The organism is Brachybacterium sp. AOP29-B2-41, from assembly GCF_052378395.1.
Classification (GTDB): domain Bacteria; phylum Actinomycetota; class Actinomycetes; order Actinomycetales; family Dermabacteraceae; genus Brachybacterium.
Genome location: NZ_JBQSXR010000001.1, coordinates 296,114 through 319,273, shown reverse-complemented (window position 1 = coordinate 319,273; position 23,160 = coordinate 296,114). Strand labels below are relative to the sequence as shown.

19 protein-coding genes are annotated in these 23,160 nt (G+C 67.3%); 11 read left to right on the top strand and 8 right to left on the bottom strand.

Annotated features, from left to right (window positions below):
* Positions 1-234: 234 nt before the first annotated feature.
* The 5 genes from ACT3T9_RS01485 to ACT3T9_RS01465 are packed head-to-tail and all read left to right on the top strand — an operon-like array spanning position 235 to position 6,671.
* On the top strand, positions 235-1,992 hold the full coding sequence (locus ACT3T9_RS01485; protein ID WP_444605815.1) for a peptide ABC transporter substrate-binding protein: 1,758 nt from the start codon (positions 235-237) through the stop codon (positions 1,990-1,992).
* Positions 1,993-2,032: 40 nt separating this feature from the next.
* Positions 2,033-3,082: a dienelactone hydrolase family protein gene (locus ACT3T9_RS01480; RefSeq protein WP_444605814.1), complete on the top strand. Its 1,050-nt coding sequence runs from the start codon at positions 2,033-2,035 to the stop codon at positions 3,080-3,082.
* 19 nt (positions 3,083-3,101) lie between these two features.
* Entirely contained in the window at positions 3,102-4,157 is a 1,056-nt protein-coding gene (locus tag ACT3T9_RS01475; RefSeq protein ID WP_444605813.1) for an ABC transporter permease, read from the top strand.
* Positions 4,154-5,038 carry an ABC transporter permease gene (locus ACT3T9_RS01470; RefSeq protein ID WP_444605812.1) on the top strand — a complete coding sequence of 295 codons (885 nt, stop codon included), beginning with the start codon at positions 4,154-4,156 and terminating at the stop codon, positions 5,036-5,038. Before ACT3T9_RS01475 ends, ACT3T9_RS01470 begins: the two co-directional genes overlap by 4 nt.
* The gene (locus ACT3T9_RS01465) at positions 5,001-6,671 is read left to right on the top strand and encodes a dipeptide ABC transporter ATP-binding protein (protein ID WP_444605811.1); all 1,671 of its coding nucleotides are present in this window, start codon (positions 5,001-5,003) and stop codon (positions 6,669-6,671) included. The genes ACT3T9_RS01470 and ACT3T9_RS01465 overlap by 38 nt, the downstream gene beginning before the upstream one ends.
* A gap of 15 nt (positions 6,672-6,686) precedes the next feature.
* Here the strand turns inward: ACT3T9_RS01465 and ACT3T9_RS01460 are convergent, their stop codons facing one another.
* The 3 genes from ACT3T9_RS01460 to ACT3T9_RS01450 are packed head-to-tail and all read right to left on the bottom strand — an operon-like array spanning position 6,687 to position 9,519.
* Positions 6,687-7,619 carry a hypothetical protein gene (locus tag ACT3T9_RS01460; RefSeq protein ID WP_444605810.1) on the bottom strand — a complete coding sequence of 311 codons (933 nt, stop codon included), beginning with the start codon at positions 7,617-7,619 and terminating at the stop codon, positions 6,687-6,689.
* A gap of 11 nt (positions 7,620-7,630) precedes the next feature.
* Positions 7,631-8,647: a Gfo/Idh/MocA family protein gene (locus tag ACT3T9_RS01455; protein WP_444605809.1), complete on the bottom strand. Its 1,017-nt coding sequence runs from the start codon at positions 8,645-8,647 to the stop codon at positions 7,631-7,633.
* The gene (locus ACT3T9_RS01450; RefSeq protein WP_444605808.1) at positions 8,647-9,519 is read right to left on the bottom strand and encodes a Gfo/Idh/MocA family protein; all 873 of its coding nucleotides are present in this window, start codon (positions 9,517-9,519) and stop codon (positions 8,647-8,649) included. The genes ACT3T9_RS01455 and ACT3T9_RS01450 overlap by 1 nt, the downstream gene beginning before the upstream one ends.
* A 240-nt stretch (positions 9,520-9,759) precedes the next feature.
* Here ACT3T9_RS01450 and ACT3T9_RS01445 point away from each other — a divergent pair, with 240 nt between their 5' ends.
* The 3 genes from ACT3T9_RS01445 (at position 9,760) to ACT3T9_RS01435 (ending at position 12,926) form a co-directional block, all read left to right on the top strand.
* Complete coding sequence (locus ACT3T9_RS01445; RefSeq protein ID WP_444605807.1) at positions 9,760-10,794, top strand: Gfo/Idh/MocA family protein; 1,035 nt, start codon at positions 9,760-9,762, stop codon at positions 10,792-10,794.
* Positions 10,791-11,789 carry a Gfo/Idh/MocA family protein gene (locus tag ACT3T9_RS01440; RefSeq protein WP_444605806.1) on the top strand — a complete coding sequence of 333 codons (999 nt, stop codon included), beginning with the start codon at positions 10,791-10,793 and terminating at the stop codon, positions 11,787-11,789. The genes ACT3T9_RS01445 and ACT3T9_RS01440 overlap by 4 nt, the downstream gene beginning before the upstream one ends.
* Positions 11,790-11,945: 156 nt before the next feature.
* Positions 11,946-12,926 carry a LacI family DNA-binding transcriptional regulator gene (locus ACT3T9_RS01435; protein WP_444605805.1) on the top strand — a complete coding sequence of 327 codons (981 nt, stop codon included), beginning with the start codon at positions 11,946-11,948 and terminating at the stop codon, positions 12,924-12,926.
* 57 nt (positions 12,927-12,983) lie between these two features.
* On the opposite strand, the gene ACT3T9_RS01430 is transcribed toward ACT3T9_RS01435, so the two are convergent.
* Complete coding sequence (locus ACT3T9_RS01430) at positions 12,984-14,228, bottom strand: AGE family epimerase/isomerase (protein ID WP_444605804.1); 1,245 nt, start codon at positions 14,226-14,228, stop codon at positions 12,984-12,986.
* A gap of 116 nt (positions 14,229-14,344) precedes the next feature.
* On the opposite strand from ACT3T9_RS01430, the gene ACT3T9_RS01425 reads away from it, so the two are divergent.
* From ACT3T9_RS01425 to ACT3T9_RS01415, 3 genes are all read left to right on the top strand, one after another.
* Positions 14,345-15,133, top strand: coding sequence for a 6-phosphogluconolactonase (locus ACT3T9_RS01425; protein WP_444605803.1), 789 nt, complete (start codon positions 14,345-14,347; stop codon positions 15,131-15,133).
* Positions 15,130-16,155, top strand: coding sequence for an N-acetylglucosamine-6-phosphate deacetylase (locus ACT3T9_RS01420; protein ID WP_444605802.1), 1,026 nt, complete (start codon positions 15,130-15,132; stop codon positions 16,153-16,155). Before ACT3T9_RS01425 ends, ACT3T9_RS01420 begins: the two co-directional genes overlap by 4 nt.
* 106 nt (positions 16,156-16,261) lie before the next feature.
* Entirely contained in the window at positions 16,262-17,431 is a 1,170-nt protein-coding gene (locus ACT3T9_RS01415; protein ID WP_444605801.1) for an ROK family protein, read from the top strand.
* Positions 17,432-17,471: 40 nt separating this feature from the next.
* Here the strand turns inward: ACT3T9_RS01415 and ACT3T9_RS01410 are convergent, their stop codons facing one another.
* From ACT3T9_RS01410 to ACT3T9_RS01395, 4 genes are read right to left on the bottom strand one after another with little or no spacing between them, the layout of a single operon-like run.
* Entirely contained in the window at positions 17,472-18,872 is a 1,401-nt protein-coding gene (locus tag ACT3T9_RS01410) for an ABC transporter substrate-binding protein (RefSeq protein ID WP_444605800.1), read from the bottom strand.
* Positions 18,873-18,882: 10 nt separating this feature from the next.
* Entirely contained in the window at positions 18,883-19,851 is a 969-nt protein-coding gene (locus tag ACT3T9_RS01405; protein WP_444605799.1) for a carbohydrate ABC transporter permease, read from the bottom strand.
* 13 nt (positions 19,852-19,864) lie between these two features.
* The gene (locus ACT3T9_RS01400) at positions 19,865-20,779 is read right to left on the bottom strand and encodes a carbohydrate ABC transporter permease (RefSeq protein WP_444605798.1); all 915 of its coding nucleotides are present in this window, start codon (positions 20,777-20,779) and stop codon (positions 19,865-19,867) included.
* 33 nt (positions 20,780-20,812) lie between these two features.
* On the bottom strand, positions 20,813-23,065 hold the full coding sequence (locus ACT3T9_RS01395) for an alpha-galactosidase (RefSeq protein ID WP_444605797.1): 2,253 nt from the start codon (positions 23,063-23,065) through the stop codon (positions 20,813-20,815).
* Positions 23,066-23,160: the final 95 nt, after the last annotated feature.

Sequence of the window (23,160 nt, the reverse complement as noted above, 5' to 3'; positions counted from 1 at the left end):
CTTACTTCGATCTTGAGGCTGCCACCCGCTCCGCTTCCGGCCGGTGCGGTGGGCCGCATCCCCTCGGCGGCGATGGTCCCAACGGTATTGGCGGTGGTTGGTAACGGTTTGTCATCGCGGGAGGTTGCGCCCTTGACAGTGTTCCGTGCAGATGTAAGCCTCTGAGAGAGAAAACGATTGCACCCCGCCAATCAACGGCGAAACAGAGGCGATCGAGCCTCGGAGGAGCACGACATGAACAGCGCAAAAACCTTCTTCTCGCGGCGTCACTTCATGGGCGCCGGGGCTGGACTCGCGACAGTCGGCACCTTGACCGCCTGCAGCTTTGAGGACGGGGGCGGGTCGGGTGGTGGTTCGGGCGACGGCGGTGGGGATGGTGAGACGGCTCGGTTTCGAATGTTCGGGAGTGTCCTGGACTCTCTGGACCCGCACTACGTCAATGACGCCCTCTACTACGTGGCGGCAGGTCTTCTCGAGGGGCTAGTCCTGTCCAATGACGATGTCACGGACGTGGTGCCGGCCGCCGCAGAATCCTGGGAGGCCTCCGAAGATGGCTTGACGTACACCTTCACGATGCGCGAAGGGGCCAAGTGGTCGAACGGTGACCCGATCACGTCGGCCGATGCCGAGGCCAGCTTCCGGCGGGTGCTCACTCCGACCGGTGCTGGCTCCTCGTACACCACGGGGTCGTCCAGCTACCTTCCCGGGCTCGGCATCAAGGGCGCCGTCGACTTCCAGTCCGGCGTGACGGATGATTGGACGACAGTTGGTATCACCGCGCCGGACGAGAGAACCGTCGTCGTTGAGCTCGACGTCCCGAACCCTGACTTCCTAATCGGGATGTCCCATTATTCAATGCTTCTCGTCCATTCGCCTACCATCGAAGAGCTCGGCACTGATTGGATGCTCCCGGAGAACTGGGTGGGGAACGGGCCTTACAAGCCCTCCTCCTGGAATCCGACTTCCTCCCTGGCTCTCAAGGCGAATGACTCCTATTGGGACCACGAGAACCTCGAACTTCACTCCATCGAGCTGGCGCTCGGAATGGACGACACGGCGGCACAGGTCTCCTTCCAGTCGGGGGACCTCGACATCACAATTGCCAACGACGTCGCCGAGGCCGATCCGGCCAATGCAGAATTTCTGGTGGTCGACCCGGGATTCGCGGTGCAGTACGTCCGTTTCATGTACGGCAGTCACGAGGCCGTACGCGACGTGCGCGTGCGAAAGGCCATCTCGATGGCGATCGACCGGGAAGCGCTCGCCTCTCTCCGGCCGGAGGCGTCGGTTGCCGGGGTGACGCTCATCCCAGGCAATGTCGTCCCGGAATGGGACGAGTCTCTGGCGACGAATTTCGACCCGGATGGAGCTCGTGCACTCATGAGCGAGGCGGGATACGACTCCGTCCCTCCGATCCGTCTGCAGTCCAACGCGGAGTCCCCGTACTTCAACCTCCTGCTCGATACGTGGGCGGAGGTCTTCGATGTGGAGACTTCCAACGACGTTCTCGAAGCCGGCGTGCACTCCGAGTCCTTGACTCAGGGCGTGGAGGACTCATCGAGGATCAGCGTCTTCTCGTCGTCGTTCGGCGGAATCTCGACTCTGAACAATTGGATCAGCAATATCTACAGTCCTGAATACATCATGCGGTCCAGCCTCCAAATCGACGACCTCGCCGAATGGAATGCACTGCCGGAATCGGGCCTCGAAGGTGGAGAGCTCGCTGTGGCGATGAACGAGTTCCTCCGTGAGCATGCCGATCCGGACACGGTGCTTTTCGCCGACCTCGTGTCCGAGGCGCAGAGGATTACCGACCCGGGCGAGCAGACGGCCAAGCTCTTGGAATCTGCGCAGGCCCGAGAGGAGGCGGCTTGGGTGCTTCCGGCGACCTGGGATGCCGTCACCTATCTTGTCCAGCCTCGCATCGAGGGGTTCGTTCCTCGGCCGTCACCGGAGCGTGCGTACTACAAGTACATGCGGGTCGCTGGCTGATCGATCGATTCGCACAATGGTGGACGTATCACGGACAAGGATGACTGTTGTGAAAGAAGCGACATACATGAGACGTTCGGGGACGGCCCGTAACGGCGGATACCTGTACGAGCTCGAGGACTACTTCCGGCGCACTCTTGTCGACGAGTATCCGGCGCGCTCGTCGCGACTCTGGGAGCGCGACTACTCAGGCCCGGAGCATTACAGCAAGAGCGTCGACACGATGCGCGCGAGATGGCGAGAGCTCCTTGCGCCCCCCACCCTTTCGCCGATCGGAGAGCCGAGCATCGAGGAGGGGTGGATCGATGGCGTGAGTTCGTGGTGGATCCGTCAACCGCTAGAAGGGGGCCTGTCGGCCCAAGGCGGCCTGGCGGTCCCTGTCGGAGGCGCCACGCAGCTGGTGATCTTCCAGCACGGGCTCGGCTCGGTTCCGGAGCGAGCCTTCGGGGTCGATGATCCGGAGCGAACCTATGACGAGGTCGCGTTGCGACTCTTGGAGGCGGGGTACGCCGTTCTCGCACCAATGAACCTCAGCTTCGTCGAGCAGCGGAACCGAGCGCAGAGACTTGCACGATTGGGCGGACGTACGGTCGAGGGCATCGAATTCTCTCGTCTCTCCCAGCTGCTGGACACGGTGCAGGAGCATTTTGGGCTCGATACCTCCCGTGTCGGATTCTGGGGTTCGAGCTGGGGCGGGATGGCCGTACAGTTTTTCAGTCCCCTCGTGGAAAGGTTCGCTGTGGGGATAACCAGTGGGTTCTTCAATGATCGTCAGAACAAGATGGCGGTGCCGGACCCTCGTTTCGGCTCCTTCGAAAAAAACAATGAGGAACACGCCTACCTGTTCGGACACCTCACGGTATTTGGAGATGCAGATCTGGCTTCCATGGTGTGTCCGCGTCCCTTCATGGTCCAGCACGGGCGATTGGATGCTATCGCCTGGTGGCCCCAGGTAGTCGAGGAATTCGATCGCGCCCAGATCCATTGGTCGAATCTGGGCCTCGGTGATCGTGTGAACATCGATCTTCATGAGGGCGGACACGTCGTTCGTGCCGAACCCGGGGTGGACTGGATCGGCAAGTGGCTATGACCGAAGGGGGGTGCGACTCATGAAGATCGCGGCATTCATCGGGAGACGCGTTCTGCGAGTAGTTCTGTGCCTGATTGCAGTTTCGGTACTGACATGGATGCTCCTTCAGCTTGCGCCGGGAGACTTCTCGACCATCCGCTCTGTCGGAGCCGGAAGCGTCGGACTCGCTCAGTCGGCGACCACAGACCACGTCGCGGCAGTTGAGGCAAGGTACGGCGAGGATGTCCCGAGCTGGCAGCAGTACCTCACCTTTATGTCCGGGGTTGTTACCGGTGATATGGGGCCGACGTATCGGTATCCGCATCTGACGGTCGAACAGATCATCCTGCGGGGCTTCCCCATTTCTGCCGGGCTCGCACTCGGGGCGACGCTCATCGCAGTGGTTGTCGCAGTTCCTGTTGGGATCCTCGCTGCAGTGCGACGAAAGACGGTATGGGACTCCGGCTCGATGTTCGTGGTGACCCTTGGGCACGGCTTGCCGAATTACCTCACCGGGCTTGTGCTCGTCCTGGTCTTCTCTTCCGCACTGCAGCTCCTGCCGCCCTTCGGATGGAACGGGCCGCAGAACATAATCATGCCGATGCTGGCGCTCTCGGCATCTCCGATCGCCATGCTGGCGAGGTACGTGAGGAACTCCGTTCTGGAGAACCTTCGAGAGGAATACGTAGTAGCCGCAAGAGCGCGCGGAGGGCGATTCAGGGTCATCATGAATCGCCATGTGCTCCGGAACTCACTGATGCCGTTGGTGACCGTGCTCGGTCCGATGTTCGCGACTCTCGCTACAGGAACTATATTCGTGGAATCCTTGTTCGGGGTGCCTGGCCTTGGGCGCTACTTCACAGAGGCCGCTACGCAACGTGACATGCCGTTGCTCATGGGGTCGACGCTTTTCTTCGCCGCACTGCTGATGACTATGAATCTTCTGGTTGATCTCACGTACGCTGCGCTCGATCCTCGGGTCCGCGCGAACTTGGGACTCGCCCGGGCCGTAGAGGAGAAGCCGGACACCGAAGAGGAGCCAACAGTTCCGGATGCCGTTGCGCGGAGCGCACCGGCGCAGGGAGGTGCGCTATGACGACGATTGAGTCCGCTGAGGCTCGACCTCAGCCCAGGCCCCGGAGTGAATGGTCGCGCCGGCTGGCGCGATTTCAGCGAAATCGCCTAGCGATGCTTGGGCTGGTGATCGTCATCGTCTCATTGGTGGTTTCCCTGTTGTCGCCTTGGATCGCCCCCTATCATTTCGCGGAGCTGGACGTCACGAATAGATTGCTCCCCGCGGGCAGCGAGGGGCACTTGATGGGGACAGATGCCTCGGGGCGCGATGTCTTCTCGCGTCTGCTGTATAGCTTGCGAACTGCGCTTTTCATTGGGATATCAGCGGAGCTCCTGTCGTTGACGATTGCCTTTGCCGTAGGTCTGCTCGCCGGATACAAGGGCGGCAAGATCGATTCCATTCTCATGGCAGTGACTGATGTGATGTTCGCGTTTCCTGGGTACCTATTCGCTGTGTTGCTGGTGGCGGTATTTGGGCGCAGCCTTTGGGCGGTCATCCTCGCTCTGACCATCGCCAGCTGGGTCAGTCAGTCCAGACTGTTGCGCGCACAGATCCTGAAGATGAAGAGCTTGGAGTTCGTCGAGGCCGGACGATCCATGGGGGCTTCGGGGTGGACGCTGGTGATGCGTTACATGGTTCCTGGGGCTCTCGGCCCCGTGCTGGTGACCACCAGCTTCGGGATACCGGCGAACATGCTTGCGGAGTCAGGATTGGCCCTGCTCGGGCTGGGGGTGGCACCACCAACCCCCAGTGTCGGGACGATGATCATCGACGGATACACGTACGTGCAGAGTCATCCTCATCTAGTTGCTTGGCCTGTAGGGGTATTCGTGATAATCATGCTTTCATTCACTTGGTTGGGAGATGGAGTTCGAGATGCCTTCGATGTTGACGAGAGCTGAGGCGCGGGGCTCGCGACCACTGTTGGACCTCCGTGATCTGAGGGTCCGGTTCGATATCGAAGGCTCGGGGCCCACAGAAGCTGTCCGGGGGATTTCGTTCACGGTGGACCACGGGGGATCGTTGGCGCTGGTCGGGGAGTCCGGCAGCGGCAAGAGTGTGTCGATGCGTTCGATTCTCGGACTGCTTCCGAATAATGGTTCGGCCACCGGTTCGGCCATCTTCGACCCCGAGGGGGCGAACGAGATGGATCTGCTCGCCCTCAACGGGGCGCGTCTTCGCAAGGTGCGGGGTCGTCAGATTGGCCTCGTATTCCAGAACGCTATGGAGGCGTTCAACCCATCGATCCCTATCGGCAATCAGCTAGTGGAAGGATTGCTTTGGCATGGCCTCGCTAGCCGCGCAGAGGCTGAAAGGCGCGCAGTCGAGGCACTCGGTGATGTAGGTATTCCCTTCCCGGAGAGGAGGGCGAGGGCGTATCCGTTCCAACTCTCTGGAGGAATGCGTCAGCGAGCGATGATCGCCATGGCAACCATTGCGCGTCCGACGATGATCATCGCCGACGAGCCCACAACGGCCCTAGATGTCACCGTGCAGAAGCAGATCCTTGAACTTCTGAAGGCTCAGCGTGCAGCCGGCATGGCGATGGTCTTGATCACGCACGATCTGGCGGTGGCTCGCCACGTCTGCGACGATGCAGTCGTCCTGCGTAGGGGCGAGGTGGTTGAGACAGGCTCTGTGGTGCAGCTATTGACTCGCCCTCGTGAGGCGTATAGCAAGACACTGATCGATGCGGCGCTCGAGATCAGTCCAGAGCCCAGAGAGCCCGAGAGGCACGAACCAGAGATGAAACCTCTGGTCCGCGTCGAGGGGCTCACAAAACGTTTTGCAAGTCGTGGGGGAGATGTCCTCGCGGTCGACGACGTGTCCTTTTCGCTGCAGCCCGGTCGTACGCTCGCGGTCGTCGGAGAGTCCGGCTCTGGGAAATCAACGCTGGCACGGCTGAGCATGCGGCTGATCGAGCCGACCGCCGGAAGGGTTGAGGTCGACGGGGAGCTTCTCGGCGGACTCAGCGCGAGCGCGCTGCGGCGCAAGCGCTGCGACATGCAGATGGTCTTCCAATCCCCCTATGGCTCACTGCTGCCTTATGCGACGGTGTCCGAAAACATCGAGGAGCCACTGAGGATCAACAAGATCGGCTCCAAAGCGGACCGCCGATCCTATGCTGTGGAACTGCTGAAAGTTGTCGAGTTGGATATCTCCTACATGGACATGTATCCGCGACAGCTTTCTGGTGGACAGCAGCAGCGCGTCGCGATCGCACGGGCGCTCGCCTTGGAGCCGAAGTATCTCGTTGCCGACGAACCGACTTCTGCTCTGGATGCCTCGGTGCAGCTGCAGGTCCTCGAGCTGCTCGCCAACCTGCAGGAGGAGCGGAACTTCTCGATGCTGCTGATCACCCACAACCTCGCAGTCGCCGAACGGTTGGCAGATGATGTGGCAGTGATGAAGGAAGGGCGGATACGTGAATACGCTCCAACCCGTCAGCTGTTCGAAGATCCGACGGACGCGTACACGCAGAAACTTCTGGGGGCGATCCTCCCGCTGCGGGCGGGCCTCGAAGACGCTGCCTGACCCGTCATCCCCGGGTCACCCGGATGTCCGTAACCACGCTGAGATCCCCGCCAGCACATGGTTCGGCAGCGGATGTCCGCCGTCGTGCAGCAGCAGCTCCAGTCCCTTGTGATCGGGCCAGCGCCGGCGCGCGGAACGGAACAGCTCCAGATTGTGTGTCCCGTCGCTGTCCCCGCCCCCGGCGAGCAGGAAGGGCCGAGGCGCAACGAGGCCCAGCAGCTCGTCCTGGTCGCGCCCCTCCGGCACAGCTCCGTCGAGATACCAGGGGTCGGTCCAGTTGGAGTGGGCGAAACCGAGTCCGGGTTCATGGGCCGCACCGGCGTCGAGGCGGGTGTCGAGGGCGGCCAGGTGCATCGCCAGCTTCCCGCCCAGGGAATGGCCGAAGGTCGCCAGGCGGTCCTCGCCCGCGAGCCCGGAGTCCTGCAGTGCGGTGACCGCGAGCCTCAGGTCGCCGATGCTCCGCCCCAGCCCGGTCATGGACTGTTCGCGACGGTGGCGCTCGGCGGCCGGGCCGTAGCGTTCTTCGAGGGATCCGGCTCCGACCGTCCCCGGGTCCGCGGCAGAGACCTGCTCGAACCACCAGGGGACAGCGAGCACGGCATGGCCGGCCTGAGCGAGCTGCAGCCCGTAGGCGCCGAGCACGGGGTCGCGGCCGGAGCGGCGGGTGCGCTCACTGGGTTCCCCGAACAGGGGAGGGGTGTCGTAGAACGGCACCACCACGACCACGCCTGACGGCGGCACTCCCTTGGGGCGATGGAACTCGCAGACGAGCTCGCTGCCGAAGGAGGACAGCACGAACTGCTGGATCTGACCGTGCATCTCCGGATGCTCCGGGTCCCTCGAGGAGCCCCATCGCCAGGCGCCCCGAGGGTCGGGGTCGGCTCCGAGCCAGCCCTGCCACCAGCTCCGGGTCTCGGCGGCGTCGGCCTGCGCCTCGAACTCCTCCATGGGCGGCTCCCTCAGTCGCCGTTCGGCAGCTCGGCCGGCCGGACCGGCTGACCCGTGCGACCCGATTCGTACACCGCTTCGATGAAGGCCACCGCCGCGCGCGCATCGGCCGAGGTCACCAAGGGCGTGCGCCCGTGCTGGATGGCGCCGAGGAAGTCCAGATGCTGCTGGAGCATGATGTCGACGGCCTCGAACTCGGGCAGCTCGAGTCCATCGCGCGAGTGGAAGTGGATCACGCGCTCGGACTCGGTGACGATCGATCCCGCATCACCCATCAGGCTCACGCGGATCGGGAGCTTGCCGTAGGCGGCGGTGGTGGCCTGGAAGGTGAGCTGAGCGCCGCTGGTCATGCGCGCGGTCGCGGTGACGGTGTCCTCGACCTCGATCCGCTCGTGGGCCAGCAGTCCGGTGAAGGCGAACAGCTCTTCGACATCGCCGAGCAGCCACAGGGTCAGATCCACCAGGTGCACCCCCTGGTTCATCAGGGCCCCGCCGCCGTCGAGCTTCCACGTGCCGCGCCAGGCGCCGGAGTCGTAGTACTCCTGGGTGCGCCATAGGGGGACCTCGACGGTGGCCGAGGTGATCCGACCGAGCAGCCCCTCGGAGACGATCTTCTTCAGGTACTGGTTCTCGGCGGCGAAGCGACGCTGGCTGGCGATCGAGAGGATCCTGCCCGAGCGCTGCTCCGCCTCGCGGATGCGGTCCGCGGCGGCGACTGTCACCTCGATCGGCTTCTCCAGGAACACGTGCTTGCCGGCGTCGAGCGCCTCGACGGTGACGTCGGCGTGCAGGCCCGAGGGTACGGCGATCACCACGGCGTCGATGTCTTCGCGCGCCAGCAGCTCCGCGACGCTCGCAGCGGCCTCGACGCCGTTCTCCTCGGCGACGGCCCGAGCGGCCTCGGCGTTCGCGTCGGCCAAGGCGATCAGGGTGGCAGGGGAGTCGTCGGACAGCAGGCGTGCCACGTGCTGTCGGCCGATGATGCCGACGCCGATCATGCCGAAGCGCACGGGGGAGAGGTCACTCATCAGGAGGTCCTTTCGAGTGCGGAAGAGATCGCGGCCAGCACCGTCACCGGGGCCAGCAGCTGTGCGGGTGAGCGGGAGACCGTGCCGGCCCCGACGGCGGTGAGGAACTCCGCCAGCGCGGGAGCGTTGTAGTCCCCGCCCAGCGTGAGGTCCCGCGAGACCACCGCCCCCTGGTGCACGCTCGTGGCGTGGAACGGCACCCTGGATGCACCGTCGGGGACGACGAAGGTGAAGGTGACCTCCGTGTCCGCGATGCGCAGGGAGGCCACGACGGTGTCGCCGCGCCGCACCGCGCGGGCGTCCAGCGAGTCCGGGTCGACCGCGGGATTGCCGAGGATCTCCATCGCCGCCTCGACGTGGTGGATGCCGTAGAAGAACAGGCCCGAGTACTCGCTGTCCGGATCGGCAGGGCCGATCACGTGCAGGTGACGCGGCGGGCCGCTCTCGTCGGCGCCTCCAGCGGCTTTGAAGTGCCCGATCTCGGGCACGAAGCGCAAGGCCGAGCAGGACAGCAGCAGCGCGGAGTTCCGCTCGGCGATCTCGAGCAGCTCGCGTGCATCTGCGACCGAGGCGGCCAGGGGCTTGTCGACCAGGACCGGCGTGCCGGCCTCCAGCAGGGGGCGCGCGTGCTCGAGGTGCTTGGCGCCGTCACGAGTGGAGACGATCGCTGCGTCGACCTGGCCCACCAGCTCGGCAGGCTCGTCGACGATCAGCTCGATCTCGCCGAGTTCGGCGAGCTCCAGGTTCCGTTCGCTGCGACCGCCGACCAGGGCGGTGGCGCGCACGCCGGGATGGCGCTGCTCCACGTTCAGGAACCGGGTGAAATGCGTGATGTGCGAGTTCTCGGTGCCGATCATGCCGATGCGCAGCACGGCTGCTCCCCTCGTGGTCCGGGCGGGGCCCGGGCCTGTCGCTGGCTGGTCGCGAGGTGCCGGCGACCGCCGTGGAGGCGGCGACGCTGGGACCTGCAGATCCAAGCCTGCTCTGCAATCGCTTGCACGTCAAGTGGGGACACCGTAGGTTGGAGAAGAACTTGCACTGTCAGGGAGGACCCGTCGAACCCGGTCCGCGCCCGTCGGTCGCGGCCGTGCTCGCCAAGGAGGGGGAATGTCATGGACACCGTCATCGGCGTCGGGCTGATCGGTCTGGGGACGATCGGTCGCGGTCACGCCCGCGCGCTGGACGCACTCCGCGATCACGCCCGGCTGCGGGCCTTCAGCGGAGGTGACGTTGCCGCGGCCGCCGAGACCGGATGGCCGGACGCCGTCCAAGTCACGCCGAGCGAGCTACTGGAGCGTGAAGATATCGACCTGGTGGCGATCTGCTCCCCGAGCGGAGCGCACGCCGAGCAGGCGCTCGCCGCGCTCGAGGCAGGCAAGCATGTCGTCGTCGAGAAGCCCCTGGCCCTGCGCGCGGCCGACGCAGACCGGATCGTCGCCCTGGCCGCCGAGCGCGGTCTGCGTGTCTCGACGATCTCCCAGCGCCGCCTGGAGCCCGAGGTCGCCGCCGTGCGCCAGGCGCTTGAAGCCGGCCAGCTCGGCGCTGTGCGCCTGGCCACCACACAGGTGCACTGGTGGCGCGATGAGGACTACTACGCGGCGGCCGCTTGGCGCGGCGACCCGGCAGGCGGGGGAGGGTCGCTCATGAACCAGGGAGTCCATAACGTCGATCTGCTCCAGTGGCTGGCCGGACCTGTCGAATCGGTGACCGCCCAGCAGGCCACCATCGCTCATGCCTCCGAGGCGGAGGACACCACCGTCGCCACCGTCCGCTTCGTCAGCGGCGCACTCGGCCTGATCTCGACCACCACCGCCACGCCGCCCGGCTCACCGGCCACCCTGACGCTCCACTGCGAGCGCGGCGTGGTCGAGATCGGCCAGGGAGAGATCACCCGGTGGGATGTGGACGGCATTCCGGCCCCGCAGGTCGGCGGGGAAGGGGACGGCATCGGCATCGGCGCCTCCGATCACACCGCGATCGGCATCACCGGTCATATCCAGCAGTGGAGCGACGTGCTCTCGGCTCTCCGGGAAGAGCGCGAGCCCGCGATCTCGGCCGCTGACGGCGCCGCCACCGTCCACCTGCTCGACGCCATCACCACCGCGGCCCGCACCGGTCGCCTCGTCACCCTGGAGGAGAATCGATGAAGGTCGCCATCCTCGGCGCTGCCCATCAGCACGTCGACTACGCCCTGGCCGAGGTGGGCCAGCGCGACGAGCTCGAGCTGGTCGCCGCCTCCGAGCCCGACCCGCAGCTGCGTGAACGGTTCCTGGCCGGGATCAGCGCCCCGCTGTACGACACCCCGCAGCAGCTGCTGGACGTCCACGACGTCGATGTCGCACTCATCGCCGGGGTCTACAGCGAACGCGCCGAGGCCACCGTCGCGGCGCTGCGAGCCGGAGCACATGTGCTGGCCGATAAGCCGCTGTGCACCTCCCTCGAGCAGCTCGAGGCGATCCGCGAGGCCGTCGAGGAGTCGGGCAGGCACGTCTCGATCGTGTTCGAGAAGCGCTTCTACCCGGCCACGCTCGCGTTGCGGCGCCTGCTGGCCGCCGGGGTGCTCGGCAGCATCGCGATGGTCGCCTCGACCGGTCCGCACAAGCTCGTTCAGCCCACCCGTCCAGCCTGGTTCCTGGACCCCGCCACCTATGGCGGAATCGCCGGAGACCTGCCCATCCATGACATCGACCTGGTGCTGGACCTGGTCGGAGAGCAGCAGGGGGCCATTCCCGGCGGGACCGTCTCGGCGCATATCGGCAACGCTCGGGCCGATGACCACCCCGGCTTCGACGACCATGTCGCGCTGCTCCTGCGCGCAGGCGAGGTGCCCGCCACCATCGAGGCGAACTGGCTCGGCCCGGAGGCGGCCGCCGTCCATGGCCACTACCGCATGCGCGTGACCGGAACGCTCGGCACGGCGGAGATCGACTGGGCCTATCACCGCCTGACCGTCACCACTCACGATCGCGAGACCTGGGAAGAACCGCTCGGCCCTGCCCGCCGGCCCGCTCAGTACTTCTTCGATGCGTTGAGCGCGGGGGAGCAGCCGGAGATCACGACCGCTGCGAGCCTGCTGGCCACCGAGGTCGCGCTCAAGGCGCAGCTCAGCGCTGAGCATGGGGGCGCGCCGCAGAGATTCTGAGCGGATGGGCAGGCCTTCCAGATGTGAGGTCGGCTCGCCCGCGCCCCTGGCTGGACCGTCGGCGAGGGCGGTCTGCCGGCACTATGCGGCAGTATGTTCTCCACGCCCTCGACCGGGGCCGCAGCAGGACCGCACGGGCCGACGGAAGGACGCAAGATGCAGAGGGCCACGATCTACTCGATCGCCAGCACGGTGGGGGTGTCGCCCTCGACGGTCTCGCGCGCCTTCTCGCGTCCGGAGATGGTCAAGAGCGAGCTGCGAGAGCGGATCGTGACCACCGCCCGCGAGCTCGGCTACTCTCCCAACCGCGCTGCGCGGGGGCTGGCCACCGGACGCACCGGGGTGATCGGAATGCTGGTCCCCGATGTCGAGAACCCGTTCTTCCCGCCCCTGATCCGTGCTGTGCAGGGCGCCGCACGGGAGAAGGATGCCGAGCTGCTCCTGATCGATTCCGAGCTCAGCGCCAGCGCGGAGCAGGAGCTGGTCGACAGGATCCGCCCCCAGGTCGACGGGCTGATCATCGCCTCGCCGCGTCTGCCCTCGAAGCAGCTGCACGAGGTGCTGCGAGGGATCCCTTCCGTGATCGTCAACCGCGCCGTGCGGAACCTTCCGGGCGTGGTCTGCGACAACACTCCCGCGCTGCAGGAGATCGCTGACCATCTGCACCAGCTCGGACATCGCCGCATCGCCCTGCTGCGAGGACCGCAGGCCGCCTGGGCCGCCTCTCACCGCGCCAAGGCGGTGCGGGCCTGGGCTGAGGGCAAGGACGTCGAGCTCGTCGAGCTGGGGCCCTTTGAGGCGCAGTTCGCCGACGGTCGTGCCGCAGCCCAGCAGATCGTGGCGTCCGACGCCTCCGCAGTATTCGCCTTCGATGATCTGATGGCCGCCGGGGTCATCTCCGGACTCAGCGAGCTGGGGGAGCGCGTCCCGGCGGACCGCAGCATCGTGGGCTGCGATGACGTGCTGCTCGCCCAGACGATGACACCCGGCCTCACCACCGTTTCTGCGCCCTTCGCCGAGCTGGGGCGCGCCTCGGTGGAGGCGCTCACCGAGCTCTTGGCCGGCGGTCCCTCACGCACGATCACGCTGCCCGGCACCGCTGTGCTGCGCGGCACCGTCGGGCCGGCTGCGTCCTGACGCCCGGCTGCTTCCACGGGCTGCCCTCCGAGCGGCTCGACCTCGATCGGCACCGGGTCAGGACTCCTCGAGCTCGATCATCTGCATGAGGTTGCGGGCGATGTGGAACGGATCCTTCACCGGCAGCGCCACCACCTGATCCAGAGGAGCGCCTGCCCGGTCGCGGATCTGGATCCATTCCGCGCCCTCCTCGCCGCCGGGGAAGGTGGCCAGCGTGTACTCCCAGATCCGGCGATGCCATGTCCCTGCCCCCTCGCTCCCGTAGCGCCGGGCGGCGATTGCCGTGGTCGCAGCAGCCTCGGAATGCACCCACCACAGCTTGGTCGACCACGTCGAAGCCAGCAGCTCCTCGTACGGGGTCCCCGCCGAGCTCCCTCGCGGAGAGATCGGTCCTTCCTGATCGCAGTAGCGCAGGAGACCGCCGTGCTCCCGATCCCATCCCAGCTCGCACAGCGCGATGAGGGACTCGAGCAGCGGAGCCCGGTCGCGCTCATCGCGGAGCAGCTCCAGGGCCTCCAGCACCACCCAGATCCCCTCGATCGCGTGGCCGGGGACCCGATGCCGGGACACCATCGACTCCGGCTCCGGGCCGGGCATCTCGGTGAACGTGCCGTCCGGCAGGCGGTGGGACAGCACCGCGTCGACGGCTTCGCGCAGCTGGTCCCGCTCCGCCCCGGGGGCGCCCAGCGACTCGGCGGCCTGGGCGTGCACCAGCAGGGTGTTCGCCAGGATCATGCGCGGGCCGTAGGCCTCATGGCCGGCCGGGATCTCGTAAGGGGGTGTGGGGGCTGTGTCGGCGAGATGGTCCGCGCGCGAACGCTCGAGGACCGGCGCGGCCACGTCCAGCCAGCTCTTCTCACCGGTGGCATTCGCGAGCTCGGCCAGCCCCATCACTGTGAACCAGTCCGCGTAGACGCTGCGCGCAGGCTGGCCGAGGGACTGCGGCTCTCCGCCCCGTCGGCCGACCACGAAATGCGTGGTCGAATCCACCCGGATCGCATGCTCGGCGAGGAACTCCGCGCCGGCTCGCGCAGCGCCCAACAGACTTTCCGCATCCGCTGTCAGCAGGCCGCGCTCGGCCAGGCGCGCAGCCCGCGACAGCAGCCACACGAAGCGGCCCTGCGACCAGGTGAACTTGTCCATCGAGACTCGCTCGCGGCCTCGATTGTCGAAGCAGGTGAAGAACCCGCCGACCTCCTCGTCGATCCCGTGCTCCAGCCAGAACGGCAGAACGATCTGCTCCAGGTGCTCCCGGGGGCCGGTCGGGATGCTGGACGGGTGGGGCCGGGCGGGTGAGCTCATCGAAGTCCCTCCATCGGGGTGCGGCGGATATCGCTCCCCATGATGCAGGTCGACCATGGTAGTGTGCAACCGATTGCACCAATGGCGCGTGATCCCTGGCGTGGAAGAGGTTGCAGATGTCGGTCACAGAGCGAGCATCGACAGTGGACGTGGTCGTCGATGACACGGCAGCGGCGGCAGGTGCCGCCGCCGGGCGCACCGCCGCCGAGGCATTGACCCGGGTGCTGGCCGAAAAGCCGCGGGCCCGGGTGATCTTCGCGTCCGCGCCCTCCCAGGAACAGATGCTGCGCACCCTCGGCGAGGATCCCCGCATCGACTGGACGCGGGTGACGTCGCTGCACATGGACGACTACCTCGAGCTAGACCCCGCTCATCCCGCTTCCTTCGGGACCTGGCTCGCCGAGCGCCTGCCAGCCGAGGCCCAGGCCGGGCTGGACCGGATCCGTCAGGACGTCGACCCTGACGGCGAGGTGCGCCGGTACAGCGAGCTCCTGGCCGGGGAGCCCGTGGACCTCGTATGCCTGGGGATCGGCGTCAACGGCCATATCGCCTTCAACGAACCCGGCGACACCGACTTCGAGGACCCGGCTCTGGTGCGCAAGATCGAGCTCACCCATGCCTCTCGGCAGCAGCAGGTCGACGAAGGGCTCTTCCCGAGCATCGATGACGTGCCCACCCACGCACTGACACTGACCGTCCCGGCGATGCTGTCGGCCGGCTCCCTGGTGTGCACGGTGCTCGGCGACGCGAAGGCCGACGCTGTCGCCGCGACGCTCACCGGCCCCGTCACCACCGACGTGCCCGCAAGCGCCATGCACACCCACCCGGACGTGGTCGTCCACCTCGATGCGGCGGCCGCGGCCCAGCTGCCCGCGCACCTGCGCTCCGGTGGTCGTACGCGATGAGCAGGAACCGGTGCGCTCAGCCGGGATTGATCGATCTGCAGGTCAACGGCTACGCCGGGTACGACGTCAACGCCGACGATGTGGACGTCCAGACCCTCACCGCGCTCACTCATGCCCTCTGGGCCCAGGGCGTGACGACGTATCTGCCCACCGTGATCACCGCGAGCGAGGAGAAGATCGCGCACGTGCTGTCCGTGGTCGCCGCGGCTCGTCGCAGCGACCCGCTGCTGGCGCACTCCATCGCAGGCATCCATGTCGAAGGACCCTCGCTCGCCGCCGACGACGGCCCCCGAGGCGCCCATGACGCCCGCCATCTGCGCGATCCCGATCCCGCCGAGCTGGAACGCTGGCAGCGCGCCGCCGACGGCTTGGTCCGGATCGTGACCCTGGCCCCCGAGAGGACCGGAGCCGCCGAGTACATCGCTGCGGCCACTGCTCAGGGAGTGCGTGTCTCGATCGGCCACTGCACCCCCGAGCCGGAGCAGGTCCGCGCTGCCGTCGACGCCGGCGCCAGCCTGAGCACGCACCTGGGCAACGGCACCCGCGCGATGCTCCCGCGCCATCCCAACCATCTGTGGACCCAGCTCGCCGAGGACCGCCTGACCGCGATGCTGATCGCCGACGGCCACCACCTGCCGGCCGAGACGCTGACCGCGATGATCCGGGCCAAGACGCCCGAGCGCTGCGTGCTCACCTCCGACTCGGCGGCACTGGCCGGGAGCGACCCCGGGGTGTACCCGAGCCCCGTCGGAGGCAGCGTCGAGGTCCGAGCCGACGGGAGTCTGACCCTCCCGGGCACCGGCCTGCTGGCAGGATCCGGCAGGTCCCTGCGCGGCTGTCTGGACTGGGCCGCTGAACACCTGCCCTTCGAGCGCTCCGAGCTGCTCGCGATGGCGACCCGCCATCCCGCGAAGCTGATGGGCCTGGAGGAGCGGGTCGACGGAGGGCAGGACCAGGTGGAGCTGGACGGGGACAGGGTGGTCGCAGTCACCGTCGCCGGCGTGCTCGTCCACCGCGCGTGATCTCTCAAGCTCCACGCGCAGGCAGCCGGGCCGACAGAGCGGGACCCGGCTAAACTGCACGGAGCGCGGGGAACGCTCGGGCGCAGCGGCCAGGGGGTGCACGACGATGCCAGATGCGATGCCGGCACGGATGCTGCGCCCCGACGGATCCGCCCCCGATCTCGGCAGTCCCAACGCCCGCGCCGTCTACCGCGACCTGCTGCGCTTCGGCCCTCGCTCCCGCAGCGAGCTGACCTCCCGGCTGGGTCTGTCGGCCCCCACCGTCACCCGCGCCGCTCGGGACCTGCTCGATGCCGGCTGGTTGCACACCCTGGGCCCCGTGGCACGTGCGAAGGGTCGACCCCATGAGCCGCTCGACATCGAGGAGAACGAAGGGCCGCGCTTCCTCGGCGTGAAAGTCACCGCGGACGAGGTGCATGCCGTGGCCTCCACCGTGCGCGGCAATGTCCTCGAGGAGCTCACGCTCCCCTTGGAGAGCACGACCCCGACGGCCGTGGTGGAGGCGATCGCAGGCCCGGTCGAGGCACTGACCGGAGCTCACCCGCACCTGCTCGGCCTCGGGATCAGCGTCGGCGGCCGCGTGGCCGACCGGCGCACGGTGCTCGGCTCCCAGCTGCTCGACTGGGACCAGCCCGTTCCGCTCGCACAGATGCTCGAGGAACGCCTCCACCTGCCGACTGTCGTCGAGAACGATCTGCGGGCGATGCTGCACGGGCTGCACTGGTTCGGCGTGGGCCGCTCCTACCGCTCCTTCGCGCTGCTGACCGTCGGTGCCGGCGTCGGGATCGGCGTTGTCCACGCCGGCGAGCTGGTCGAGGGACGGGCGCACGTCGCCGGCCTGACCGGGATGCTGCCGGTGGGACAGGACGCGGAAGGACGCACCCTCACCTTCACCGAGGCCGCCAGCCTCGGCCCGCTGCTGGAGCGGGCTCAGCGCGCCGGCATCCTGCACTCCGGCGCGGGACTGCCGGAGCTGCGGGACCTGGTTGCGCAGGGGCACGAGGGTGCCCGAGAGCTGGTCGCGGAGATGGCCAGGTCCCTCGCCAGGGCTGCAGCGTCGGTCGCGGCGATGCTCGACCCCGAGGCGATCCTGCTGGGCGGGGAGACACGGGACCTGGTGCGATCCGCCGACCCGGTCCTCGAGGACACGCTGCGCGCCTCCCTGGCCCCCATGCAGCAAGACATCGCCGTGCGCGATCTGCCGGGCGAATTCGAAGACTGGGCTCGCGGAGCGGCCATCGTCGCCATCCAGCAGTTCGTCGGCCCCGCGCGCTGAGGCGTGGGGCCGACGAAGCGCCGTACGGCCGTTCAGGCGTTCATTCGAACAGGGCGTTGACCCGGTCGTTGAACGAGACGAAGTCCGCCCCCTCGATCTGCCCCATCCAGCGCTGATCGAAGGCCGTCTGCATGATCGACATGATCGATGCAGAGTTCTCCACCAGCGGGTACAGGCCGGTCTCGCCGTTGGCCACCCGGTCGGTGAACGGGGTGACGTCCAGACCCTCCGCGGCAAAGCTGTCGACCGCGGCCTTCGTGCCCACATCCGTGGCCGGGAAGAACGGCGCCCGCTCACCGATCACACGCTGCGCCTCGTCGGAGGCGAGGAAGGCGATCAGCCGCGCCGCCTCCTCCTTCTTCTCCGACTGCGCCGAGATCGAGTCCCCGAGCCCGTTGAACATTGACATGGGGTGCCCGATCGGGCCGGACGGCAGCGGGGCGATCCCCAGGTCGAGGCCGTCCATGTTGGCGTAGGTGCTGATCATCCAGGAGCCGTCCAGGGCGAGCGCCGAGCTGCCAGCCTGCAGCTGTGCCTGCTTGGGCGAGGACTCACCGAACTTGCCGAAGGGCGGGAAGAACCCCTTGTCGACGAGGCCGAAGAACCAGTCGATGGTGGCGATGAAACGCTCATCGTCGTAGTTGAAGCGGCGTCCCCAGGTCTCCTCATCAGTGAAGGTCCACCCGGTGGAGAACGCGAACGGGGACCAGGCGGTCTGTCCGACGTAATCGATCCCGTCGGATCCGCCCATGCCATGGCAGACGACCTCGCCGGCATCGAAGCCGTCCTCATCGCCGCGCACACCGTTGGCATCGACCGTGAGGCGCGCGAGGATCTGTTCGAAGGTGCCGCCATCCTCAGGATTCCAGTCCAGGCCCTCAAGGTCCTCCGGCGTCAACCCTGCCTCGGTCAGCATGTTCTTGTCATACAGGATCGCGATGGTGTCGTAGTCCTTGGGAATGCCGTAGCGCTTGCCGTCCTCGCCGGTCCACAGCTGCTGCAGCCCTTCCTGGAACTGCTCAGCCGGCACGTCGTCCAGCGGGCCCAGCCCGTCCAGCGGGGCGACCACCCCTAGGCTCACGAACTCCGGGAAGCGAGCCAGGTGATCGGCGAAGGCGTCAGGACCGGCCTCAGCGACGAAACTCGCCGTCAGCTTGGTCCAGTAGTCGCCCCAGCCCAACTGGGTGACCCGCACGAAGATGTCGGGATTCTGCTCCATGAACAGGTCGATCGCCGCCGAGTAGGCGGGCAGCTGCAGGGCGTCCCACAGCCAGTAGTCGATCTCGGTGGCGCCGGCCGGGGCCTGGGCCCCGCCGCAGGAGGCCAGCGTTCCTGCCCCGGCGGCGCCCGCCGCGAGGGCGGCCGAGCCCTGCAGCAGGCGGCGGCGCGACAGTGGCCCGGGGCGGGCGGTGCGCGACGTGGAAGGTCTCTGAATGCTCATCTGGATCGCCTCACTTGATTCCGCTGAAGCCGATGGAGTTGACGATCTTCTTCGCGAACAGGGCGAAGAGGATCAGCATGGGCGCCGCGGCGACCAGGGTCGCGGCCATCAGGCCCGACCAGTCGGGTCCGGTGCCCGGCGCCTGGGCACGGAAGACGCCCAGCGCGACTGTGAGCACCCGGGACTGATCGGTGTACGACACCATCAGCGACCAGAAGTACTCGTTCCAGGCGGTCATGTAGGTCAGCAGCGCGAGCGTAGCCAGCGGTGCGCTGGACATCGGCAGGATCAGGGTGAAGAACACCCGCACCTTGCTCGCGCCATCGATCAGGGCCGCCTCCTCGACCTCGCGGGGGACGTTGTTGAAGAACTGCCGCAAGAAGAAGATCGCGAAGGAGGAGATGAACAGCGTCGGCAGCATGATGCCGAGCAGGGTGTCCACCAGCCCCAGGTTCTTGATCAGGATGAAGTTGGGCAGCAGGGTGAAGATCTGCGGGACCATCAGCGACCCCAGGAAGATCAGGAACACCGTCTCGCGGCCGCGCCAGCGCAGGCGGGAGAAGGCATAGGCCGCCATGGCGCAGGAGAAGGTCTGCACGATGGTGACGGTGGTCGCGACGGCCACGGAGTTCAGCAGGTAGCGCCAGAAGTTGATGGAGGCGCCGGAGCCACCCTGGGAGATCGCGGTCTCCACGTCCTGCATGCCGAAGACGCGCTCGAAGCCGCCGGTGTTCAGGCCGACGGGAAGCAGGCTGCCCGGGTCGGTGGCCAGCGCGTTGTTGCTGGACAGCGCGGTGCGCAGCATCCAGTAGAAGGGGAAGATGGTGATCAGCAGGAAGATCACCATCGCGGCCCAGGCCAGGATCCTGCCCCAGGGGATGCCGCGCTTGGCGCGGGTGACGTGCCGATCGGCGATCTGCTGACCGGCCGGGCCGGGCTCGCGGACCTCGTCGGTGACGGGATGGGGTGCTGTGGTCATGTCTCTCCTCCTCTCAGTCCAGGTCCGACTTGCCGGCGTTGGTGAGCCAGTATTGGGTGAAGGTGACCACCATCAGGATCACCAGCAGTGCCACGGACAGAGCCGAGGCGTAGCCGAACTGGTACTCCGCGAAGGCGTTCTGGTAGATGTACATCTGCAGCACGCGGGAGGCGTCGGCCGGACCGCCCTGGGTGGTCACCGAGATGGTGTCGAACACCTGGAAGCTGCCGATGATCGTCATGATCAGCACCAGCGCCAGGATCGGCCGCAGCAGCGGGAGCGTGATCCGGCGGAACAGCGTGATCTCCCCGGCGCCCTCGGTGCGGGCCGCCTCGTAGAGGTGCCCGGGGATCGCCTGGAGCCCCGCGAAGAGCAGCAGCGCCGTGTAGCCCATGTGGCGCCACACGTTCACCAGCGCGACGGTGGGGATCACCCAGGTCTCGCTGGCCCAGAAGGCGATCGGGTCGAAGCCGATCCACTGCAGGAAGATGTTGAAGATGCCCAGCTGGGTGTCCAGGATCCACAGGAACACGATCGCGGCGACCACGTTGGAGACCAGGTAGGGCGCCAGCACCAGGGAGCGCAGGATCGTGGACTGGGTCAGGCGCTGCATCAGCACCGCGATCACCAGCGCCACGACCGTCTGCACGCCGATGTTGATCAGCACGTACAGGATGGTCACCTTCAGCGAGTTCCAGAACACCGGATCGGCGAACATCGCCTGGTAGTTCGTGAAGCCGACCCATTCGGGCGGGCTGAGGGTGGTGTACTCCGTGAAGGAGTAATAGATGCCGGTCAGCAGCGGCCATACCAGAAATGCCAGCAGGCCGACGGTGGCCGGCGCGATGAACAGCAGCGCCAGCTTCGTGTCGTCCTGCCGTCTGCGGCGAGGTGGGGCCGGCCGCGTCGACGTCGTCGCGGTGGACATGTGCTGCCTTCTTCCTATGGAGAGAGCGGGTGATCAGGGATGAGTCGTCGGGGAGCCGGTGCTCTCCCGGGTGAGGGAGAACAGCAGTCCCTGTTCGGGATCGATCAGCGGGGCCGCGAGGCCCGAGCGCAGCAGCACGGCGCCCGGGAGCACCAGGCCGTCTTCCTCTTCGGCGCGGCGCCACCACGGCGGCAGGGTCAGGCCCGTCGGCCGCTCGCCCAGCAGCAGCGGGCGGACCCGATAGCGGGCCTCGGGATCGAGTCCCGGGAAGCGCAGCCGCTCATGCTGCGACTGGTCGGAGCGGCCGACGGCGGCGAGGGTGAACAGCGCCCGTTCCTGTCCCGGGGAGACGACGCCGTGCAGCCACAGCACGCTGTCGCCGCGGTCCGCGCGCACCAGCTCACCGGTGAACAGCAGCTCCCGTTGCTCCTTGTACAGCGCGATCCACTCCCGCAGCTCCGCCAGCTCGGCGGGCGTGGCCCGCGCCAGGTCCCACTCGATGCCGAGGTGGCCGAACAGCGCGGACAGCGCCCGGAAGCCCAGGGTGTGCAGGCGCCCGGTGGTGTGGGAGCGGCCGGAGGCGATGTGGCTGCCCATCAGCTCGAGCGGGATCAGCTGCGAGGTCCAGCGGTTCATCTGCTGGCGGTCCAGCGGGTCGATGCAGTCCGAGACCCACACCCGGTCGGTGTGCTCGAGCACCTCGAGGTCCACGCGGGCCCCGCCCGAGGAGCAGGATTCGATCTCCAGGCCCGGATGGGCCGCCTTCAGCGCATCCATCAGGGCGTAGGCGGCGAGGGTCTGCTCATGCACCGCGGCCCGGCCGGTCTGCGAGGTCGCAGCCTCCAGCAGGTCACGATTGTGGTCCCACTTGAGGTAGCCGATCTCGTACCGGTCCAGGATCGCCATCATCTGGTCCCGGACATGGGCGAAGGCGGCGGGGACAGACAGGTTCAGCACTTGCTGGTGCCGTGATTCCAGGGGCATCCGCTCAAGGGAGGAGGCCATGATCCACTCGGGATGGGCGCGAGCGACGTCGGAGTCCTCGTTGACCATCTCCGGCTCGAACCAGAGGCCGAACTCCATGCCCAGCCCTCGCACGTGGTCGATCAGCGGCCCGAGCCCGTCGGGCCAGACGTCGTCGGAGACCACCCAGTCGCCGAGCCCGGAGGTGTCATCGCGACGGGAGCCGAACCAGCCGTCATCCAGCACGAAGCGCTCCACGCCGAGCGCCGCTGCACGCTCGGCGAGGTCTTTGAGCCGATCCAGATCGTGATCGAAATAGACCGCCTCCCAGACGTTCAGGGTGACCGGCCGGCGGGTGTCCACGTGCTGGGGGCGGGAACGCAGATGGCGGTGGAAGCGGGAGGCGACGGCATCGAGCCCCTCGCCGTAGGAGGCGTAGAGCCAGGGGCCTGCGTACTCCGCCCCAGGGGCGAGGTGGAGCTCGCCCGGGAGCAGCAGCTCGCCACCGCCCAGGATCCGTCGGCCGGTGTTGATCTGCTCGGCGAGGTGGCGGTGGTTGCCGGAGAAGGCGGTGTGCACGCCCCACGCCTCGCCGTGGCGGAAGCCGAGACCAGGACGGCCGGCATGCAGGACGTGTGCGGAGTCGGGTCCCGTACGTCCGCGGCGGTTCTCGCGCAGGTGGGTGCCGACGGTGAACGCGGAGCGCTGCGGGGTGCGCTCCTTGGCCCAGCGACCGGCGAAGTCGAGCAGCTCCTCGGCATCTGCCGGGACCGGGACGGTGAGGGTCAGCTCCGCCAACGAATACGGGGTCTCTGCGGTGTTGGTGAGAGTGGCGCGCATCCGCAGCAGCCCGGAGGGGAGCAGCTCGACCTCGAGGCGGAGTGCGAGACCGAGCAGGGCGTCGGTCAGGACGAAGCGCACCGTGCCGGCGCCGGTCTCGAAGTGGGCGGCTGTTATCGGGGTGCCGCCCAGGGCGATGCTCTCGGTGATGAGCCGGGGGTTCCAGCCGGAGCCGTCCGGACGGGAGCCGCTGAGGCCGGGCCGGCCGATCCAGCCGTCGCTCTGCTGGGGAATGATCCCGATCCGCACCGGGACGTCGACCGCGTTCTGAGGGACGACGTCGACGGCGCTCTCGCACACCGCATCGAGCCCTGCCTCACCGAGCTCACCGAGCGCCGCGCCCCAGTGGGCGATCGTCGGCGCCCGCCCATCGGTGACATCCAGGACCACCGAGACACCGGAGGCGGTGAGGTGGAGACGGTGGGTCGCACCGGGGCGGGGAGCGAGCACCGGGTGATCGGCGGGGATCTCATGAGCGGACAACTGCGGCCTCCAGGGGCGGTCGTGGCGACGGTGCGACGTCCTCTGCGACACGGCCTTACTGAAACTATGAAATTAAAGCCGTCTCGTCAAGTGCC

Bases quoted from the DNA above. Each gene is read 5' to 3' on its own strand.
- ACT3T9_RS01485 (WP_444605815.1), top strand. From the start codon at position 235: ATGAACAGCGCAAAAACCTTCTTCTCGCGGCGTCACTTCATGGGCGCC.
- ACT3T9_RS01410 (WP_444605800.1), bottom strand. From the start codon at position 18,872: ATGAGCATTCAGAGACCTTCCACGTCGCGCACCGCCCGCCCCGGGCCA.
- ACT3T9_RS01470 (WP_444605812.1), top strand. From the start codon at position 4,154: ATGACGACGATTGAGTCCGCTGAGGCTCGACCTCAGCCCAGGCCCCGG.
- ACT3T9_RS01460 (WP_444605810.1), bottom strand. From the start codon at position 7,619: ATGGAGGAGTTCGAGGCGCAGGCCGACGCCGCCGAGACCCGGAGCTGG.
- ACT3T9_RS01415 (WP_444605801.1), top strand. From the start codon at position 16,262: ATGCCAGATGCGATGCCGGCACGGATGCTGCGCCCCGACGGATCCGCC.
- ACT3T9_RS01440 (WP_444605806.1), top strand. From the start codon at position 10,791: ATGAAGGTCGCCATCCTCGGCGCTGCCCATCAGCACGTCGACTACGCC.
- ACT3T9_RS01425 (WP_444605803.1), top strand. From the start codon at position 14,345: ATGTCGGTCACAGAGCGAGCATCGACAGTGGACGTGGTCGTCGATGAC.
- ACT3T9_RS01465 (WP_444605811.1), top strand. From the start codon at position 5,001: ATGGAGTTCGAGATGCCTTCGATGTTGACGAGAGCTGAGGCGCGGGGC.
- ACT3T9_RS01455 (WP_444605809.1), bottom strand. From the start codon at position 8,647: ATGAGTGACCTCTCCCCCGTGCGCTTCGGCATGATCGGCGTCGGCATC.
- ACT3T9_RS01475 (WP_444605813.1), top strand. From the start codon at position 3,102: ATGAAGATCGCGGCATTCATCGGGAGACGCGTTCTGCGAGTAGTTCTG.
- ACT3T9_RS01430 (WP_444605804.1), bottom strand. From the start codon at position 14,228: ATGAGCTCACCCGCCCGGCCCCACCCGTCCAGCATCCCGACCGGCCCC.
- ACT3T9_RS01405 (WP_444605799.1), bottom strand. From the start codon at position 19,851: ATGACCACAGCACCCCATCCCGTCACCGACGAGGTCCGCGAGCCCGGC.
- ACT3T9_RS01420 (WP_444605802.1), top strand. From the start codon at position 15,130: ATGAGCAGGAACCGGTGCGCTCAGCCGGGATTGATCGATCTGCAGGTC.
- ACT3T9_RS01445 (WP_444605807.1), top strand. From the start codon at position 9,760: ATGGACACCGTCATCGGCGTCGGGCTGATCGGTCTGGGGACGATCGGT.
- ACT3T9_RS01480 (WP_444605814.1), top strand. From the start codon at position 2,033: ATGACTGTTGTGAAAGAAGCGACATACATGAGACGTTCGGGGACGGCC.
- ACT3T9_RS01400 (WP_444605798.1), bottom strand. From the start codon at position 20,779: ATGTCCACCGCGACGACGTCGACGCGGCCGGCCCCACCTCGCCGCAGA.
- ACT3T9_RS01435 (WP_444605805.1), top strand. From the start codon at position 11,946: ATGCAGAGGGCCACGATCTACTCGATCGCCAGCACGGTGGGGGTGTCG.